The 14,725-nt window shown below is 73.2% G+C and carries 18 protein-coding genes; 6 read left to right on the forward strand and 12 right to left on the reverse strand.

Going from position 1 to position 14,725, the window contains the following annotated elements:
• A partial coding sequence (locus ACFWW9_RS35140; protein WP_390386563.1) for a beta-ketoacyl synthase N-terminal-like domain-containing protein occupies nt 1-492 on the reverse strand: 492 nt, incomplete at its 3' end.
• 165 nt (nt 493-657) lie between these two features.
• Between ACFWW9_RS35140 and ACFWW9_RS35145 the strand changes: the two genes are divergently transcribed.
• Nucleotides 658-1,323 carry an O-methyltransferase gene (locus ACFWW9_RS35145; RefSeq protein WP_390386564.1) on the forward strand — a complete coding sequence of 222 codons (666 nt, stop codon included), beginning with the start codon at nt 658-660 and terminating at the stop codon, nt 1,321-1,323.
• A 3-nt stretch (nt 1,324-1,326) separates the two neighbouring features.
• Here the strand turns inward: ACFWW9_RS35145 and ACFWW9_RS35150 are convergent, their stop codons facing one another.
• The 4 genes from ACFWW9_RS35150 to ACFWW9_RS35165 are packed head-to-tail and all read right to left on the reverse strand — an operon-like array spanning nt 1,327 to nt 4,582.
• Nucleotides 1,327-2,367: an HAD-IIIC family phosphatase gene (locus ACFWW9_RS35150; RefSeq protein ID WP_390386566.1), complete on the reverse strand. Its 1,041-nt coding sequence runs from the start codon at nt 2,365-2,367 to the stop codon at nt 1,327-1,329.
• Between the two features lie 16 nt (nt 2,368-2,383).
• Nucleotides 2,384-3,475 carry an acyl-CoA dehydrogenase family protein gene (locus ACFWW9_RS35155; protein WP_390386567.1) on the reverse strand — a complete coding sequence of 364 codons (1,092 nt, stop codon included), beginning with the start codon at nt 3,473-3,475 and terminating at the stop codon, nt 2,384-2,386.
• Entirely contained in the window at nt 3,468-3,725 is a 258-nt protein-coding gene (locus tag ACFWW9_RS35160) for an acyl carrier protein (RefSeq protein ID WP_390386568.1), read from the reverse strand. Before ACFWW9_RS35160 ends, ACFWW9_RS35155 begins: the two co-directional genes overlap by 8 nt.
• Nucleotides 3,722-4,582 (reverse strand): 3-hydroxyacyl-CoA dehydrogenase family protein, encoded by an 861-nt coding sequence (locus tag ACFWW9_RS35165; protein WP_390386569.1) that lies wholly within the window; start codon nt 4,580-4,582, stop codon nt 3,722-3,724. The genes ACFWW9_RS35160 and ACFWW9_RS35165 overlap by 4 nt, the downstream gene beginning before the upstream one ends.
• Nucleotides 4,583-4,749: 167 nt before the next feature.
• Here ACFWW9_RS35165 and ACFWW9_RS35170 point away from each other — a divergent pair, with 167 nt between their 5' ends.
• Nucleotides 4,750-5,571 (forward strand): methyltransferase domain-containing protein, encoded by an 822-nt coding sequence (locus ACFWW9_RS35170; RefSeq protein ID WP_390386570.1) that lies wholly within the window; start codon nt 4,750-4,752, stop codon nt 5,569-5,571.
• Here ACFWW9_RS35170 and ACFWW9_RS35175 read toward each other — a convergent pair.
• From ACFWW9_RS35175 to ACFWW9_RS35190, 4 genes are all read right to left on the reverse strand, one after another.
• Nucleotides 5,568-6,149: a hypothetical protein gene (locus ACFWW9_RS35175; RefSeq protein WP_390386572.1), complete on the reverse strand. Its 582-nt coding sequence runs from the start codon at nt 6,147-6,149 to the stop codon at nt 5,568-5,570. The two genes, ACFWW9_RS35170 and ACFWW9_RS35175, sit on opposite strands and share 4 nt — an antisense overlap.
• Nucleotides 6,146-7,693 (reverse strand): M48 family metallopeptidase, encoded by a 1,548-nt coding sequence (locus ACFWW9_RS35180; RefSeq protein WP_390386573.1) that lies wholly within the window; start codon nt 7,691-7,693, stop codon nt 6,146-6,148. The genes ACFWW9_RS35175 and ACFWW9_RS35180 overlap by 4 nt, the downstream gene beginning before the upstream one ends.
• Entirely contained in the window at nt 7,686-8,135 is a 450-nt protein-coding gene (locus tag ACFWW9_RS35185; protein ID WP_390386574.1) for a hypothetical protein, read from the reverse strand. Before ACFWW9_RS35185 ends, ACFWW9_RS35180 begins: the two co-directional genes overlap by 8 nt.
• Nucleotides 8,136-8,200: 65 nt before the next feature.
• Nucleotides 8,201-8,584 (reverse strand): hypothetical protein, encoded by a 384-nt coding sequence (locus ACFWW9_RS35190; RefSeq protein ID WP_390386575.1) that lies wholly within the window; start codon nt 8,582-8,584, stop codon nt 8,201-8,203.
• Between the two features lie 178 nt (nt 8,585-8,762).
• Here ACFWW9_RS35190 and ACFWW9_RS35195 point away from each other — a divergent pair, with 178 nt between their 5' ends.
• From ACFWW9_RS35195 to ACFWW9_RS35210, 4 genes are all read left to right on the forward strand, one after another.
• The gene (locus tag ACFWW9_RS35195; RefSeq protein ID WP_390386576.1) at nt 8,763-10,010 is read left to right on the forward strand and encodes an acyltransferase family protein; all 1,248 of its coding nucleotides are present in this window, start codon (nt 8,763-8,765) and stop codon (nt 10,008-10,010) included.
• 92 nt (nt 10,011-10,102) lie between these two features.
• A complete protein-coding gene (locus ACFWW9_RS35200) occupies nt 10,103-10,558 on the forward strand; it encodes an SgcJ/EcaC family oxidoreductase (protein ID WP_390386577.1) in 456 nt (151 codons plus the stop codon).
• Nucleotides 10,559-10,578: 20 nt separating this feature from the next.
• A complete protein-coding gene (locus ACFWW9_RS35205; RefSeq protein ID WP_390386578.1) occupies nt 10,579-11,244 on the forward strand; it encodes a response regulator transcription factor in 666 nt (221 codons plus the stop codon).
• Nucleotides 11,244-12,617, forward strand: a complete 1,374-nt coding sequence (locus tag ACFWW9_RS35210; protein WP_390386580.1) for an ATP-binding protein — start codon at nt 11,244-11,246, stop codon at nt 12,615-12,617. Before ACFWW9_RS35205 ends, ACFWW9_RS35210 begins: the two co-directional genes overlap by 1 nt.
• On the opposite strand, the gene ACFWW9_RS35215 is transcribed toward ACFWW9_RS35210, so the two are convergent.
• The 3 genes from ACFWW9_RS35215 to ACFWW9_RS35225 all read right to left on the reverse strand — a co-directional run bounded on the left by ACFWW9_RS35215 (nt 12,604) and on the right by ACFWW9_RS35225 (nt 14,725).
• On the reverse strand, nt 12,604-13,032 hold the full coding sequence (locus ACFWW9_RS35215) for a hypothetical protein (RefSeq protein WP_390386581.1): 429 nt from the start codon (nt 13,030-13,032) through the stop codon (nt 12,604-12,606). The two genes, ACFWW9_RS35210 and ACFWW9_RS35215, sit on opposite strands and share 14 nt — an antisense overlap.
• A gap of 211 nt (nt 13,033-13,243) precedes the next feature.
• On the reverse strand, nt 13,244-14,197 hold the full coding sequence (locus ACFWW9_RS35220; protein WP_390386582.1) for a GNAT family N-acetyltransferase: 954 nt from the start codon (nt 14,195-14,197) through the stop codon (nt 13,244-13,246).
• 90 nt (nt 14,198-14,287) lie between these two features.
• Nucleotides 14,288-14,725 carry a nitroreductase family deazaflavin-dependent oxidoreductase gene (locus tag ACFWW9_RS35225; RefSeq protein WP_390386583.1) on the reverse strand — a complete coding sequence of 146 codons (438 nt, stop codon included), beginning with the start codon at nt 14,723-14,725 and terminating at the stop codon, nt 14,288-14,290.

Consider the following 14,725-nt stretch of genomic DNA (forward strand, 5'->3'; position numbering starts at 1 on the left):
GTGCCGGCGGGGGCCCCAGCCCCGGGCGGTCGGTACGTCGCCGTGGGCGTCCACGCCGTCGGCGACCAGCCGCCACAGGTCCTCCGGGGAGTTCACCCCGCCGGGGAACCGGCACGCCATGCCGATGATCACGACCGGGTCGTCGTCCCCGGCCGCGACGGGCGTCGGCCGGGTCGGGGCGGCGGACGTCGTGCCGCGCAAGCGGTCGAGCAGGTAGCCGGCCAGTGATCCGGGGTTCGGGTGGTCGAACAGCACCGTCGCCGGGACGGGGTCGCCCAGCGCCGCCCCGAGCGCGTCGCGGAACCCCGCCGCCCGGTCGCGCACCACGCCCATCCGGCGGAACGGCAGCGCCGGATCGAAGGAGTCCGCGGCGACGAGGTCCCGCACCAGGTCCAGCAGGGCCCGCCGCTGCTCGGGCTCGGACAGGGCGAGGAACTCCTCGCGCCGCTCGGGCGACCACACGGGCGAGGAGTGCCACGGGTTCTTCGGCAAGGCGGACCTCTCGACGGACTCCGGTGGGGGTGGCCGGGTGCCTCCCGGTCCGCCAGTGAACACAGCGGGCCGCGCGCGGCGGCTGGGCCAGGACACCAAGATCGGGGCGCGGAACTGGTCGCCGTGACCAAGAACCCGCCCGACGCCGCCGGCTACGGTCGGCCCGTGGCGAACCAGACCGAATTCACCCCTGACCTGCTCGACTACGTGCGCGCGGTGTCGTTGCGCGACGACGACACGCTGTCCGGGCTCCGCGCCGAGACCGTCGCGCTGCCGATGGGCGGCACGATGCAGGTGATGGCGGAGGAAGGCCAGTTCCTCGGTCTCCTCGTGGCGATGATCGGCGCGCGGACGGTGGTCGAGGTCGGCACGTTCACCGGCTACAGCACCCTGTGCATGGCCCGCGCGCTGCCCGCGGACGGACGGCTCGTCACCTGCGACCTCTCGGCGCGGTGGCCGATGATCGCGCGGCCGTTCTGGCGGAAGGCCGGGGTCGACGACCGCATCGACGTCCGGATCGGCGACGCCCGCACGACCCTGGCGGCCCTGCTGGACGAGGTGGGCCCGGACTCGGTCGACCTGGTGTTCGTCGACGCCGACAAGGCGAGCTACCGCGAGTACTACGACCTGGCGCTGCGGCTCGTGCGGCCCGGCGGGCTCGTCGTCATCGACAACACGGTGTTCTTCGGCCGCGTCATCGACCCGGAGGCGACCGACGCCGACACGACGGCCGTGCGGGAGCTCAACGCGTTCCTGCTGACCGACGAGCGCGTCGAGATCTCCCTGCTGCCCATGGGCGACGGCATCACCCTCGCCCGCAAGCTCCCCTAGCCGTCACAACTCCGGCGCGCTCAAGGTGATCGCGGTCGGGGCGGGCCGCCGCTCCGGGGTCACCGCGAGCCGCTGGACCCCGTCCTCGGTGGTCTCGGCGGCGTCGGTGAACCCGGCGAACCGGTAGGCGATCTCCATCATCCGGTTGCGGTCGGTGGCCCGGAAGTCCGCCTCCAGCCCGACCCCGGCGCGCGCCGCCTGGTCGACGAGCCAGTTGAGCAGCACCGCGCCCGCGCCGAAGGCGACCACCCGGCACGACGTGGCGAGCAGCTTGATCCGCCACCGGCCGGGCCGCCGTTCCAGCAGGACGATCCCGACCGCGCCGTGCGAGCCGAACCGGTCCTCCATCGCGACGACCAGGACCGCGTGCCCCGGATCGGCCAGCATGGTCCGCAGGGTCGTGTCGGAGTAGTGGACGCCGGTCGCGTTCATCTGGCTGGTGCGCAGGGTCAGCTCCTCGACCCGCGCGAGGTCCTCCTCGCGGGCGTGGTCGATCCGCAGCACCAGTTCGAGCGTGCGGAGGAAGTCGTCGTCGGAGCCGGTGAACTCCTCCTTCGCCGCCGTGCGCTCGGAGTTGGCCAGGTACATCAGCCGCCGCGAGCGGGCGTCCGCGGTCACGACGGCGGGGGTGAACTCGGGCCGGGCGAGCAGCGTGGCGACGTCCTCGTCGGTGTAGCACCGCACCGACGGCAGGTGGTGGGCCACCTCGGCGCGTTCGGTGGGCCGGTCGTCGACGAACGCCAGCGTGCCGACGTCGAACCGCAGCCGGTCGGCGATCCGCCGCACGGCCCCGGACTTGGGGCCCCAGCCGATCTCCGCCTCCACGAAGTACCGCGCGACGTCCAGTTCGACGAGCTTGGCCCACGCGTGCTCGTGGTCGTTGCGGCTGGCGACGGCCTGGAGGATGCCGCGCGCGTCCAGCTCCTCCACGACGTCGAGCACGCCGGGCCGGAGCTTCACGTCGTCGCCCTCCAGGAGGGTGCCCTCCCACAGCGTGTTGTCCAGGTCCCAGACGACGCACTTCACCTGCGGCTGCGCGGACATCGTTCCCCTTCGGCGGTCAGCGGGAGGCCCGCATCGCGTGGTCGGCCAGCACCAGCAGCGAGATCTCGTTGGTGCCCTCGATGATCTCCATGAGCTTCGCGTCGCGGTAAGCGCGCGCGACGACGTGCCCGTCCCGCGCGCCCGCCGACGCCAGCACCTGCACGGCGGTGGACGCGGCCTCGGCCGCGCGGGTGGCGCCGACGTGCTTGGCCAGCACCGCGGCGACGACGGACTCCGGCGACCCGGCGTCCCACAGCTCGCTCGCGCGCTCGCACACCAGGGTCGCCGTGCGCTCCGCGACCAGCAGGTCGGCGATGTGCGCGGCGACGAGCTGGTGGTCGGCCAGCGGCGCGCCGAACTGCTCGCGGACGGCCGCGTGGCCCGTGACGGCGGCCAGGCACGCGCGCAGGATGCCCACGCAGCCCCATGCCACCGACATCCGGCCGTAGGCGAGCGCCGTGGTGACCAGCATCGGCAACGGCTGCCCGCCGCCCGCCAGCACGTGCGACACCGGCACGCGGACGTCGTCGAACCGCAGGTGCGCGTGGCCCGCCGCGCGGCAGCCCAGCGGGTCCGCGACGCGGTCGACGGTCACACCGGGCGCGTCCGCGGGCACGACGACCACCGCGCCCGCGTCACCGTGCCGCGCCACCACCAGCAGCAGGTCCGCGTAGTGGGCGGCGGTGGTCCAGGTCTTGTGGCCGTCGAGCACCGCGTGGCCGTCCTCGACCCGCACGCGCGTCCCGATCTCGGACAGGTCGCTGCCCGCGCCGGGTTCGCTGAAGGCGACGGCGGCCCGCGCGCCCGCGGCGAGGCGCGGCAGGAACTCCCGCCGCTGCGGCGCGTCGGCGAGCCGCTGGATCGTCCACGCGGCCATGCCCTGCGAGGTCATGACGCTGCGCAGCGAACTGCACAGCGACCCGACGAACGCGGTGAACTCGCCGTTGGCGAGGCTGCTCATGCCCAGCCCGCCGTGCTCGACGGGCACCTGGGCGCACAGCAGGCCGCGCTTGCCCAGTTCCCCCAGGACGTCCTCGGGCAGCTCGCCCGCGAGGTCCCACTCCCCGGCGCGGTCGCCGACCAGCTCCCGCACGAGGTCGTCAAGCACCGCGGAGCCTCTCCACCAGCGCGCCCATCGCCCGGACGGTGCGGAAGTTGTCCAACCGCAGGTCGCTGCCGAGGATCGCGACCCCGTAGCGCTGTTCCAGGTGCACCACCAGTTCCATCGCGAACATCGACGCCACGAGGCCGGAGGCGAACAGGTCCTCGTCCGGGGCGACCGTCTGCTTCACCTTGGTCCGCAGGAACTCGGTGACCTCGGTCTCGACGTCCTGACCGCTGAGCTGGGCCGCACTCACGAGAGCGCCTCCTCGTAGTCGTAGAAGCCCCGACCGGACTTGCGGCCGAGATCGCCGTCGCGCACCTTGCGCAGCAGCAGGTCGCACGGTCGTGCGCGGTCGTCGCCGGTCCGCTCGTGCAGCACGAGCAGCGCGTCGACCAGGTTGTCCAGCCCGATGAGGTCGGCGGTCCGCAACGGCCCGGTCCGGTGCCCCAGGCAGCCCTGCATCAGCGCGTCGACGTCGTCCGTCGCGGCCACGCCCTCCTCGACGATCCGCGCGGCGTCGTTGATCATCGGGTGCAGCAGCCTGCTGGTGACGAAGCCGGGCGAGTCGCGGACGACGACGGCGTGCCTGCCCATGTCCGCCAGCAGCGCGGCGACGGCGGCCATGGCGGCGTCGCCGGTGCGCGGGCCGCGGACGACCTCGACCTGCCGGATCAGGTAGGCGGGGTTCATGAAGTGCGTGCCCACCAGGTCTTCCGGGCGCAGCGCGGCGTCCGCCAGCTCGTCGATCGGGATGGACGACGTGTTGCTGATCAGCGGGACGCCGGGCGGCAGCGCCGCCGACACCTCCGCGATCACCTTGGCCTTGAGGTCCGCCCGCTCGGTGACGGCCTCCACCACAGCCACCGCATCGGCCGGGTCGAACTCCTCCACGACCTCGACGGCGGCGGGCGCGACCCCGTCCGGGAACGCCCCGAGCAGGCCCGCGTGCCGCAGGTGCAGGTCCATCCGCCCCCTGGCGCGGTCCCGCGCGGCCGGGTCGACGTCGACGAGCACCACCCGTCGCCCGTGCCCCGCTGCGGTCACGGCGATCGCCGTGCCCATCACGCCTGCGCCGAGCACCACGAGCACGCCTTCCAGGCGATCAGCCATCCGCTCAGACCTCCTCCGGTCCTCCCCATCGTGATCGGGGGCGGGGTCCCGCTCATCTGTCACATGACCTATCCCGCGTGTGATCGACGTCGAAACCCTGTCGCCGCAACGAGACCGCGCTCTACGGTGGCGCCGCACCCGGCACCGACCCCGAAGGAAGTGGCACCGTGGCGGAAACCCCTGTCCTCACCCCCGTCCCGGAGGCGGTCGGGCAGCTCTACGACCGGGCGACCGAGATGGCGTTGAGCGACGGCACGTTCGGCGAGAACCTGCACTTCGGCTACTGGGACGGTGCCGAGGACCTCGCGGAGGCGGCGATCCGGCTGACCGACGTGATGGTCGACCGGCTGCGCGTGGACCCGAGGTCGCACGTGCTGGACGTGGGCTGCGGCGTCGGCGGGCCCGCGCTGCGGATCGCCCGCAACACCGGCGCGGCCGTCACCGGCGTCAACATCAGCGCGGAGCAGGTCGCCGCCGCCACCCGGCTCGCGGGCGAGGCGGGTCTGGCCGAGCTGGTCGACTTCCGCCACGGCGACGCGATGGACCTGCCGTTCCCGGACGACTCGTTCGACGCGGCCATCGCGATCGAGTCGATCATCCACGTGCCGGACCGCCACCGGGTCCTGGCCGAGGTCGCCCGCACCCTGCGCCCCGGCGGCAGGCTCGTCCTCACCGACTTCTTCGAGCGGTCCCCGATCCCCGCCGAGCAGCGGCAGGCCGTGAACCGCTTCCTGCGCGACTTCATGATGACCACCGCCGACGCCGACGACTACCCGTCCCTGCTGCGCCGCTCCGGCCTGCGGTTCGAGGAGGTCGTCGACATCAGCGAGCACACGATCCGGCAGACGTTCACCGCTCTGGCCACGCCGGTGAAGCGCGACGAGCAGGTGGAGCTGTTCGGCCACGACCTCCCCGACCAGTTCGACCCGGCCGACATGGTCGACGTGACCGGGTTCGGCTGCCTCCTGGTCGTCGCCCGCAAGCCCTAGCCGGTCAGCTTCGCGTGGGCGGTGTCGACGAGTCCGGCGACGAAGGACTCGTCGGCTCCGTCCGGGGTGACGACCGAGAGGACGGCCGTGCGGTCGCCCTCGACAAGCACCGTCAGGCGGTCGTGCACGACCAGTGCGCCCAGGTCGGCGATGACCTCGCCGGACCAGCGGGTCGGGGTGGTGGACAGGGTGGTCACGGTTTCGGTGCCCGTCATGCCGTCCGGGTAGGTCAGGGTGAACTGGGCGCAGCCGGTCAGGGTGGCGGCTGTGTCGGCGAGTGTGGGGCCGCCGCGGTCGCGGACGATGTGCTGCACGATGGTGCCGTCCGCGGACTGGAAGGCGTCTCGGGCCTCGCGGACCGTGGTGGCGATCTCCAGGTCGTGCAGGACCTCTTCGCACTCCGGGTGGTCGGACTTCGGGCGGTCCTGGGGTTCCGGTCGGTGCTTGGTGTAGCCCGCGGGCAGGTCGCCCGTGGTCAGCAGGCGGTCGCTCAACCCAGGGTCGGGGGTTGGAGTCGGGGGTGTCGTCGTGGTGCAGCCGCTCGCCAGCAGCGCCACGATCACGAGTGCGCGTCTCACCGTTGCCTCCCGTAGCGGATCAGCAGGCCGCAGCGGCGCACGAGCGCGGTGCGGGCGGTCTCGGTGCCCCAGGCGCGGCCGATCTCCCGCAGCAGGAGGTCGTCCGCCCGGAGCAGGTGCTCGGCCAGTCCCGGTCGGCCGAACGCGGCCGGGCCGGTCGCGCCGAGCCACGCGCAGGTGTACCCGGCCTGCCGGGTGTTCGGCGGCGGTGGCGCGACGGTCACCGCGGTCGGGTTCAGCGGGCTGCCGTCGACCGCCGTGCCGAGCAGCAGGAACCACACCCCCAGCAGCAGGCCGATCGCCACGGCGTGCGGGCGGTGGAACCAGCCGACGCAGCCGAGCAGCAGCGCCACGCCGAGCCCGAGCGCCGTCCACGCGGGCACGGTGGTCAACGCCGCGGCGGGCTCGACGCCCGCGCCGCTGAACGACACCGACCCCAACCACGGGCCCGCGCGGGGTGAGAGTTGGCTGCCCACCAGGAGTCCGACCGCCAAGGCCGTGCCGCACGCCCACCGCGAGCGCGGCGGCCGGGTGCCGAGGATCGTGGTGATCGGCACCGCCAGCAGCGCGGCCGCCAGCAGGAACGCCAGCCACCGCGTGCCGTGGACCGTGCCGTCCAGCACGGTCGCGAGCACCGCCGACGTCTCGATCAGGGCCACCGCGGCGGCGATGCCGGTGGCCAGGCTCTCCGCGACGGCCACCCGGTCCGGCGCGTGCAGGGCGGCGAGGCGGTGGGCCGGGGTCGGATGGGTGCGCAGCCACCACGGGAGCCGCCCGCGCGGCGGTCGGGCGGCGGCCAGCGCGGCCGTCATCCCCGCCGGGTCCCACGTCGCGGCCAGGCGGTCGGCGTCGTGTTCACGGGTGCGCAGCACGGCCAGCCACGTGAGCGCGCCAACGGCGGTGAGCAGCGCGAAGCGGACGGCGAAACCGGGGTCGGGCCGGGACAGCGCCAGCGGCAGCACGATCGCCGCGCCGAACAGACCGACCGCGAGCAGCGCCCGGTAGGTCCGGCCCACGTCGCGGTTGACCACGTGCCCCAGCTCGTGCCGGACGACCGCGGTCGCGTGGCCCCGGCGCAGCAGCCGGTAGAGGTGCGGGCCGAGCACGACGCGCGGCGGGCTGCCGTAGGTGAACGGGTCGCCGGTGAGGCCGGGGGCGGTGCACCACAGCGGCGCGCCGCTCAGGCCCGCGTCCGCGACGAGCCGCCGCAGGGTTTCGGCGACGGTGGGGTCGAGGTCGCGTTCCACGACCCGTCGCCGCCGGGTCAGCCACGCCGGGACGAGCGCCGCGGCGACGACCGTCGCCACCACGAGGGCGACCGGCGCGCCCAGCACGGCCAACCCCTGCCACCACGACACGCGGTCGGTGCAGGTCACCAGGGTCCGCGCCGGGTCGGTGGCCCCGGTGGCGTCGGCGAGGCAGGCGAGGTTCGCCCCGCGCCACACGTCCGCGACGGCGGCGACGTAGGAGGCGGCGAACATCGCCCCCGCGCCCAAGCTCAGGTGCAGCAGCAGGAACCGGGCGGACGAGGCCGGTTCAGCCATCGCCCAGCGCGGCCCGGACGGCCGCGGCGAACGCGTCCGCGTCCGGCTCGGACCGCCCCGCCGCGAGCGCCGCGGCCTTGGCGGCGTCGCCGACGGCCGCCAACTGGTCGTCGGCGAACACGACCCGCCCCTCGGCCTGGCTCGCCCTCCCCCGCACCTTTGCCCACGCGCGGGACGACCCCTTGCGCAACCCGTCCTTGGCCGCGTCCACCGCCGCCCCGGCCAACACCTCGGTCCCGACGAACGCCACCACCAGCGGAGCCCATTCCGCCACCGCCCCCGCCAGCCCCGACCCCAGCATCCTATCGCGTTCCAGCAGGTCGGACGGGTGCACGGGGTGCTCCCAGTACTCCTCCCACACCTCCGGCAGGTCGGCCACCTCCTCCGGGTCCAGCGCGCGCAGCACGGCCTCGGTCACCGAACGGGCATCACGGTCGAACATGTCGTCAGGCCTCCACTGGGTGCGGGCAACCCCAAGATCGGCGGGACGACGAACTTCGTTACGGCTCAACGGTCGTACGGCCGGACGACGATCTGCACGTCGTCGGCGTACAAGACGAAGCCGGGGTCCGCCGACCTTCGCTCGACCCACCCGACGCCGTACCGGTCGAGCAGCGCCAGGTAACCGGGCACCCTGACGAGCAGGTGCGCGGCGGCGGACTCCTTGAACCAGCAGGACGTGACCGGGTGGACGGCCTTGTCGAACAGCGTGGGGTCCACGGCCCCGGGATCCGGGTACGCCGCGTCGTACCAGTCGTTGCCCGCCCGCCAGAAGGCCCGGTCCTCCGGGGTCAGCAGCCCCGACCGGGCGAGCCCGTTGGCCAGGCCGAAGATGCCGGTGGGGAGCTTGCCGGGAGCCGCCCGGTCGGCCTCGTAGCGCAGGAAGGTCATGGAGCCGATCCTGCCGGAGCGGATCACGTGCGACCAGGCCGCCGAGTTCGGCGATGAGCGAACCCGTTCGAGGACCGGACATTTCCCGGCAAGCACCGTCCTCAAAGGACTTATCCTTCGCCACCGAGCTCTCGACCGGGCACTTCCGCCGTCAGGCAACCTCGGCGAGGACCCCCGCGTGGAAGCGGGTATGGAACCCGTGCCGCGATCAGCAGCGCCCGGAACACCGCCGTCGTCCCGGTTGGGGTGGCTGGACGCGTTGCGTGGGATCGCGGCGCTCGCCGTGGTGTTCGACCACTCGTCCGCGTCCTTCCTCGCGGAGTTCCGGCGTGCGGTCATGCCGGAGTTCGCGGCGGGGCGGTACGGGATCCTGGTGTTCTTCCTGGTGAGCGGCTACATCATTCCCGCTTCCCTCGAACGGCGCGGCGACGTGCGGGCCTTCTGGATCGGCCGGGTGTTCCGCATCCACCCGTTGTGCGTGGTCGTCGTGGCGGTGTTCCTCGCCCTCGGGCTGGCTGGAGTCGTCAAGCCGCGTGGAGGTTCGGACGTCGTCGGCGCGGTGGTCGCCCACGTCACCCTGCTCCAGGAACTGCTGGGAACGCCCAACATCCTGATGGTGCTGTGGACCTTGTCCTACGAAATGGCGTTCTACCTGCTGGTCGTGGCCCTGTTCACGGTCCGGCGGCACGAGCGGTCGGCGGCCGTCGCCGTCACCTTGGCCGTGGTCGCCGCTGTGGTCGCGGTGACGGGTGTCGCGCTGCCCGCCTCGGCTCTCTCCCGCCTGGTCGGCACCGGGCCGCTGATCGCGCTGGCCTCGACCGCCGTGGTGGCCGCGATCTGCTGCGCTGGCGCCGCTTCGCCCGCGGTGCGCGTGGTCGGGGGCGTGCTGGGCGGGGTGTCGGCGCTGGTCCTGGTCGCGGGCAACGGCACGGTCGCCGTGTGGGAAGGCCTGGTGATCCTCGCCGTCATGTTCCTCGGCACGGCCGTCCACCGGGCCGAGAACGGCCGGAGCACCTGGCGGCACGCGGCCTGCACTGCGGGAGTCGTGATCGCCTGCGCCACCGGGAGCGCCTACGCGCACGGCGACGAGTCCCACTTCACCTGGCGCGGCTGGATCTCGGCGTTCCTGCTGGCCCTGCTCACCTTCGGCGTCGGCCTAGCGGCGCGCGAACGGCGGATTCCCCGGTGCCTGTTGGGCTTGGGGGCGATCAGCTATTCGGTCTACCTCGTGCACCCGGTGCTGCTGGCGGTGAGCGACAGCGCGTTCGGCCGTTCGCCGCGCGACAACCCGTTGGCGGAACTGGTGTTCTGCGCCGTGCTGCTCCCGCTGTGCGCGCTGACCTACCGCTACGTCGAGACACCGGGCCGGAGGTGGGGTCGCGTGCTCGTCCACAAAGGACCGAGCAGACTCCTGGCCGAACGTTGACCTGGCCCTGCGGTTCTCCTGCCCGACCCCTGCACGGCCGTCCCCGAAGCTGGTGTCACCCGATCGAGTGATACCCAGCAGGAGGAACCCCCGTGAAAGCAGCCCTCGCCATCGCACTGCTCGCACTCACGGCGTGCGGCACCGGCCAGGCCGAGGTCCGGAACGACCCGCCGACCGCCGACGACGTCATGGCCCTGTTCGACCGCTGGAACGACGCCCTCGCCACCCGCGACCCGGCGGCCGTCGCCGCCCAGTACGCCACCGACGCGGTGCTGCTGCCCACCGTCGCGGGCCACGTGCACGACACGCGCGAGGAGATCACCACCTACTTCACCGAGTTCCTCCGCTTGGCCCCTCGCGGCACGTTCCTGGAGCACGAGGTCCGCGTCCTCGGCCCCGACGCGGCCGTGCTCTCCGGCCTCTACGACTTCGCCGTCACCCGCGACGGGACGCCGGACACCGTGCACGCCAGGGGCACGTTCGTCTTCGAGCGGCGCGACGGCGCGTGGGCGATCGTCGAGCACCACTCGTCCAAGATCCCGGTCTGACGACCTGTGAGAATCGAGCCATGCGCGTACTGCTGGTCGAAGACGACGATCCCATCGCCCTCTCGCTGACCCAGGGCCTGCTCCGGCACGGCTACGAGGTCGACCGCGTCGGCACCGGGGCCGCCGCGCTCGCCGCCGCACCGGCCGACGTCGTGCTGCTCGACCTCGGTCTGCCCGATGTGGACGGACTCGACGTGTGCCGGGAGCTGCGCGCCCGCACCGACGTGCCGATCATCGTCATCACCGCGCGCGCCGACGAGGTGGACACCGTGGCGGGCCTCGAAGTCGGCGCGGACGACTACGTGGCCAAGCCGTTCGGCGTGCGCGAGGTCATCGCCCGCATCCGCGCCGTGCTGCGGCGCACCCGGCGTGAGCAGCCCGACGACACCACGCCCGAGGCGCAGCGGCTCGGCACGGTCGCGCTGGACCGCCGGGCCCGCCGCGTGCACGTCGCCGACGAGGAGGTCGCCCTGACCCCCAAGGAGTTCGACCTCCTCGCGCTGCTCGCGGAATCGCCCGGCGCGGTGTTCACCCGCGAGCACCTCATCGAGGCCGTGTGGGACGAGCAGTGGTTCGGCTCGACCCGCACCTTGGACGTCCACGTGTCCGCGCTGCGCCGCAAGTTCGGCGCCGCGATCACGGTGTCGACCGTGCGCGGTGTCGGCTTCCGGCTGGAACGCCCCTGATGCAGCGCAGGCTGACCGTCTTCTTCGTGGTCCTGGTCGCCGCCGCGCTGGTCCTGTTCACCGTCCCGGTAGGACTCAACCTCGTCGGGCTGCTGCGCACCAACCAGGAGCAGGTCGGGCTGCGCGAGGCCCGGACCGTGGCGTACCTGCTCGGCCGGGCCTCCAGCGCCACCGACCCCCGCGCGGCCAGGGGCGAGTTCGCCGCGCTGGAGTCGTTGCGCGGCAACCTCGAAGCGCAGACCGGCGGCCGGGTCGAACTGGTCGACGCCGCCGGGCAGCCCGCGTTGGGCCGCCCGGTCCGCGACCCCGACGAACCCGCGCTCAAGGCCGCGTTGGCGGGCGTGGAACGGGCGCAGCTCACCGACCAGTCGGTGCTCGACGCCCCCGCGCTGGAGGTGACCGTGCCGTCGCGCGACCCGGACGGGCGGATCGTCGGGGCCGTCCGGCTGAGCTACCCGTCCGCGCCCGTGGACGACCAGATCGTCAGCACGTGGCTGTTCCGCCTCGTCACCGGGCTGATCACCATCGTCATCGCCGCGCTGGTCGCCACGTGGTGGTCCCGCCGCATCACCACACCGCTGCGCGAACTGGACCACATGGCGCGCAAGCTGTCCGACGGCGACTTCACCGCCCGCGTCGTCGAACGCGACCCCGCCGAGACCAGACAGCTGGCCAGGACGCTCAACGACGGCGCGCACCGGCTCGGCGTGCTCTACCAGGCGCAACGGCGGTTCGTGTCCGACGCGTCGCACCAGCTCCGCACGCCGCTGACCGCGCTGCGGCTCAGCCTGGACAACCTGCACGACCTCGTGCCCGACGACGAGGACCGCACGGCCGTGGACGGCGCGGTGGGCGAGGTCGCGCGGATGACCAGGCTGGTCAACGACCTGCTGGCGCTGGCCCGGTTGCAGGCCGTGCCGCCGCACCCCGAGCGCGTGGTGCTGCGGGACGTCGTGGAGAGCCGCACCCGCGCGTGGCGGGCGGCGGCGGCCGACGCGGACATCACCCTGCGCGTGGACGTCCCCGCGGGTCTCGCCGTGCTGGCCACGCCGGGTCACCTGGAGCAGATCCTGGACAACCTCGTGTCCAACGCGATCGACTTCGCCCCCGAGCGCGGCGCCATCTCGGTCCACGCCGCGGAGGCCCAGGACCGCGTGGAGCTGCACGTGTCCGACACCGGCCCCGGCATGACCGCCGAGCAGCGGCAGCGCGCGTTCGACCGCTTCTACACCGCCCGCCCCGGCGGCACCGGCCTCGGCCTGGCCATCGTGCGCGAACTGGCCGAGGACGACCACGCCGTCGTCGAACTGCGCCCCGTGCACCCGCACGGCCTGGACGTGAGGGTCAGCCTGCTCTCCGCTAAACAGCCTTGAGCGGTCCCCTGAACGCCTTGCGCAGCGACGCCGGGCCGACGAGGGGAAGCAGCGCGGCCAGCAGCTTCCGCGTGAAGGTGGCGGGTCGGCGGGTCAGCTCGACGTCGACCCGCGTGCCCGCGCCGTTCTCGGTGAGCTGGAAGACCCACCCGCCACCGGGCCCGAACACCTTCGAGTCCAACGTCGTGATCGCGACCCGCCCCGTGGCGGCGTCCCAGTCGTACCGCGCCCGCTCCCACGCCGACGCGGTCCCCTCGGTCACCTCGGCCCAATTCTCGCCGAGCTCGTGGACCTGGAGGTGCTCGGCGTCGATCGTGGGCCAGTCACGGGCGCGCGAGGGCCCGAAGTCGGTCAACACCGCCAACACCGCCGACGGACTGAGCGTGGAGTTGAGGTGGAAGCGCACGACTGGCATGGGAGTTGTCCTTCGACGAGGTCGGTTACGGCGGCCAGTCTCACCGCCAAGCCCCGCTGTTCGCCCCCGTGCGAGTCCCTGGTCGGTACCCTGGGTCCACGGTTGACTTTGGTCAACACTGAAGAAATAGAGGTCACTGCCTACGCGGGATGTCGAGCTTGCGGTACACGCGGTCCACGTCCTCGCCGCACCGCCGCGCACGGAACCGCGGTCACACCGGGAGCGCCCACCGCACGTGCCGGGTCGTCGGCGTGAAACCGGCCTTCTCGAAGATCGCCGCCGCCCCGGACGCGTCGGCCGAGTCCACGCTCACGCTGGCGCGGTGGTAGCCGTGGTCGGCGGCGGCGCGGAGGGCGTGGCCGATCAGCGCGGAGGCGATGCCCCGCTTCCGGTGGTCCCGCACCGTGCCGACGACCATGAAGTGCGCGTCCCGGATGCCGGTCTCCGCCGTGTCGGCCTCCCACCACAGGGTCACCAGCACGCCCACCGGGGCCCCGTCCCGCGCCAGGAAGCTGAGCCTCGGCTGGAACGTCTGGTTGGTGATCTTGTTCCGCCAGAGGTCCGCGGGCATCGGCGCGGCGCCCCAGTAGTCCTGGAAGGCCTCGTTCCGCACGAACCGGAAGTCCTCGTCGTGCTCCTCGGTCCACGCCTCGACCCGCAGCCCGTCGGGGACGGGCGTGGCGGGGATCGCGTCGCCGAGCGGGTGCTCCAGGCGCTGGTAGTAGCGGACCGGCGCGAAACCGCGCGAGCGCACGAGGTCGGCCACCCCGGCGATGTGCTCGGCCTTGTGCACGTCGACCACCAGGTCCAGCGTCGGGTGGTGCAGCGCGTGCACGACCTTCGCCGCCGCGACACCCGCGTCCACGAGCGCGCCGCCGACACCCCGGCCGCGGTAGGCGGGGTGGACGCCGCCGTCGAGGAACACCCGGTGGACCACGTCCGCGGTCGGCCGGTGGCGGACCTTCATGTAGCCGACCATCACGTCGCCGTCGAACGCGGCGAGGCTCGCGCGCTCCAGGTCGGCGTAGGGGTCCACCAACTCCTGGAGGGTGTCCTCCTCGGTGTAGTTCTCGCCGATCCGGTCGACGGCCTCGATGGCGTTGAGCAGGTCGGCCGACGCCTTGGCGTCCCCGACGTCGAGCGGTCGCCACGTCAACTGGAGCATGCGGCGGACGGTAGCGAGCACGCCCGCGGACTGTCGCCCGAATATCGCGCGACGGGCGGGCGCGCACGCCCGCCCGTCGTCAGCGGGTGGTCAGGCGTCCTTCGGCTCCAGCACGAACACCGGGATCTGCCGGTCGGTCTTCGTCTGGTACTCGGCGTACGACGGGTAGGCGGCGACCGCGCGCTCCCACCACTCGGCCCGCTCGTCCCCCTCGACCTCGCGCGCGGCGTAGATCTTCTTCACGGTCTTGTCCTGCAACGCGAACTCGGGGTGCGCCTTGATGTTGAAGTACCAGGTCGGGTGCTCGGCGGCACCGCCCTTGGAGGCCACGACCGCGTACCGGCCGTCGTGCTCCACCCGCATCACGGGCGTGTAGCGCAACGCGCCGCTCTTCGCGCCGCGCAGCGTCAACAGCACGATCGGCGAGCCTTGGACCTCGATCCCCTCCGTCGTCCCCGTCTCCAGGATCCGCTTCGTCTGGTCCTGCACCCACGTGGTGGGACTGAGTGCCACAGTTTCGTCCGACAT

Source organism: Umezawaea sp. NPDC059074 (assembly GCF_042738955.1).
Taxonomy (GTDB): domain Bacteria; phylum Actinomycetota; class Actinomycetes; order Mycobacteriales; family Pseudonocardiaceae; genus Umezawaea.

Coding starts and splice junctions, on each gene's coding strand:
- ACFWW9_RS35210 (WP_390386580.1), top strand. CDS start 11,244: ATGCAGCGCAGGCTGACCGTCTTCTTCGTGGTCCTGGTCGCCGCCGCG.
- ACFWW9_RS35225 (WP_390386583.1), bottom strand. CDS start 14,725: ATGTCGGACGAAACTGTGGCACTCAGTCCCACCACGTGGGTGCAGGAC.
- ACFWW9_RS35215 (WP_390386581.1), bottom strand. CDS start 13,032: ATGCCAGTCGTGCGCTTCCACCTCAACTCCACGCTCAGTCCGTCGGCG.
- ACFWW9_RS35205 (WP_390386578.1), top strand. CDS start 10,579: ATGCGCGTACTGCTGGTCGAAGACGACGATCCCATCGCCCTCTCGCTG.
- ACFWW9_RS35190 (WP_390386575.1), bottom strand. CDS start 8,584: ATGACCTTCCTGCGCTACGAGGCCGACCGGGCGGCTCCCGGCAAGCTC.
- ACFWW9_RS35165 (WP_390386569.1), bottom strand. CDS start 4,582: ATGGCTGATCGCCTGGAAGGCGTGCTCGTGGTGCTCGGCGCAGGCGTG.
- ACFWW9_RS35220 (WP_390386582.1), bottom strand. CDS start 14,197: ATGCTCCAGTTGACGTGGCGACCGCTCGACGTCGGGGACGCCAAGGCG.
- ACFWW9_RS35185 (WP_390386574.1), bottom strand. CDS start 8,135: ATGTTCGACCGTGATGCCCGTTCGGTGACCGAGGCCGTGCTGCGCGCG.
- ACFWW9_RS35180 (WP_390386573.1), bottom strand. CDS start 7,693: ATGGCTGAACCGGCCTCGTCCGCCCGGTTCCTGCTGCTGCACCTGAGC.
- ACFWW9_RS35150 (WP_390386566.1), bottom strand. CDS start 2,367: ATGTCCGCGCAGCCGCAGGTGAAGTGCGTCGTCTGGGACCTGGACAAC.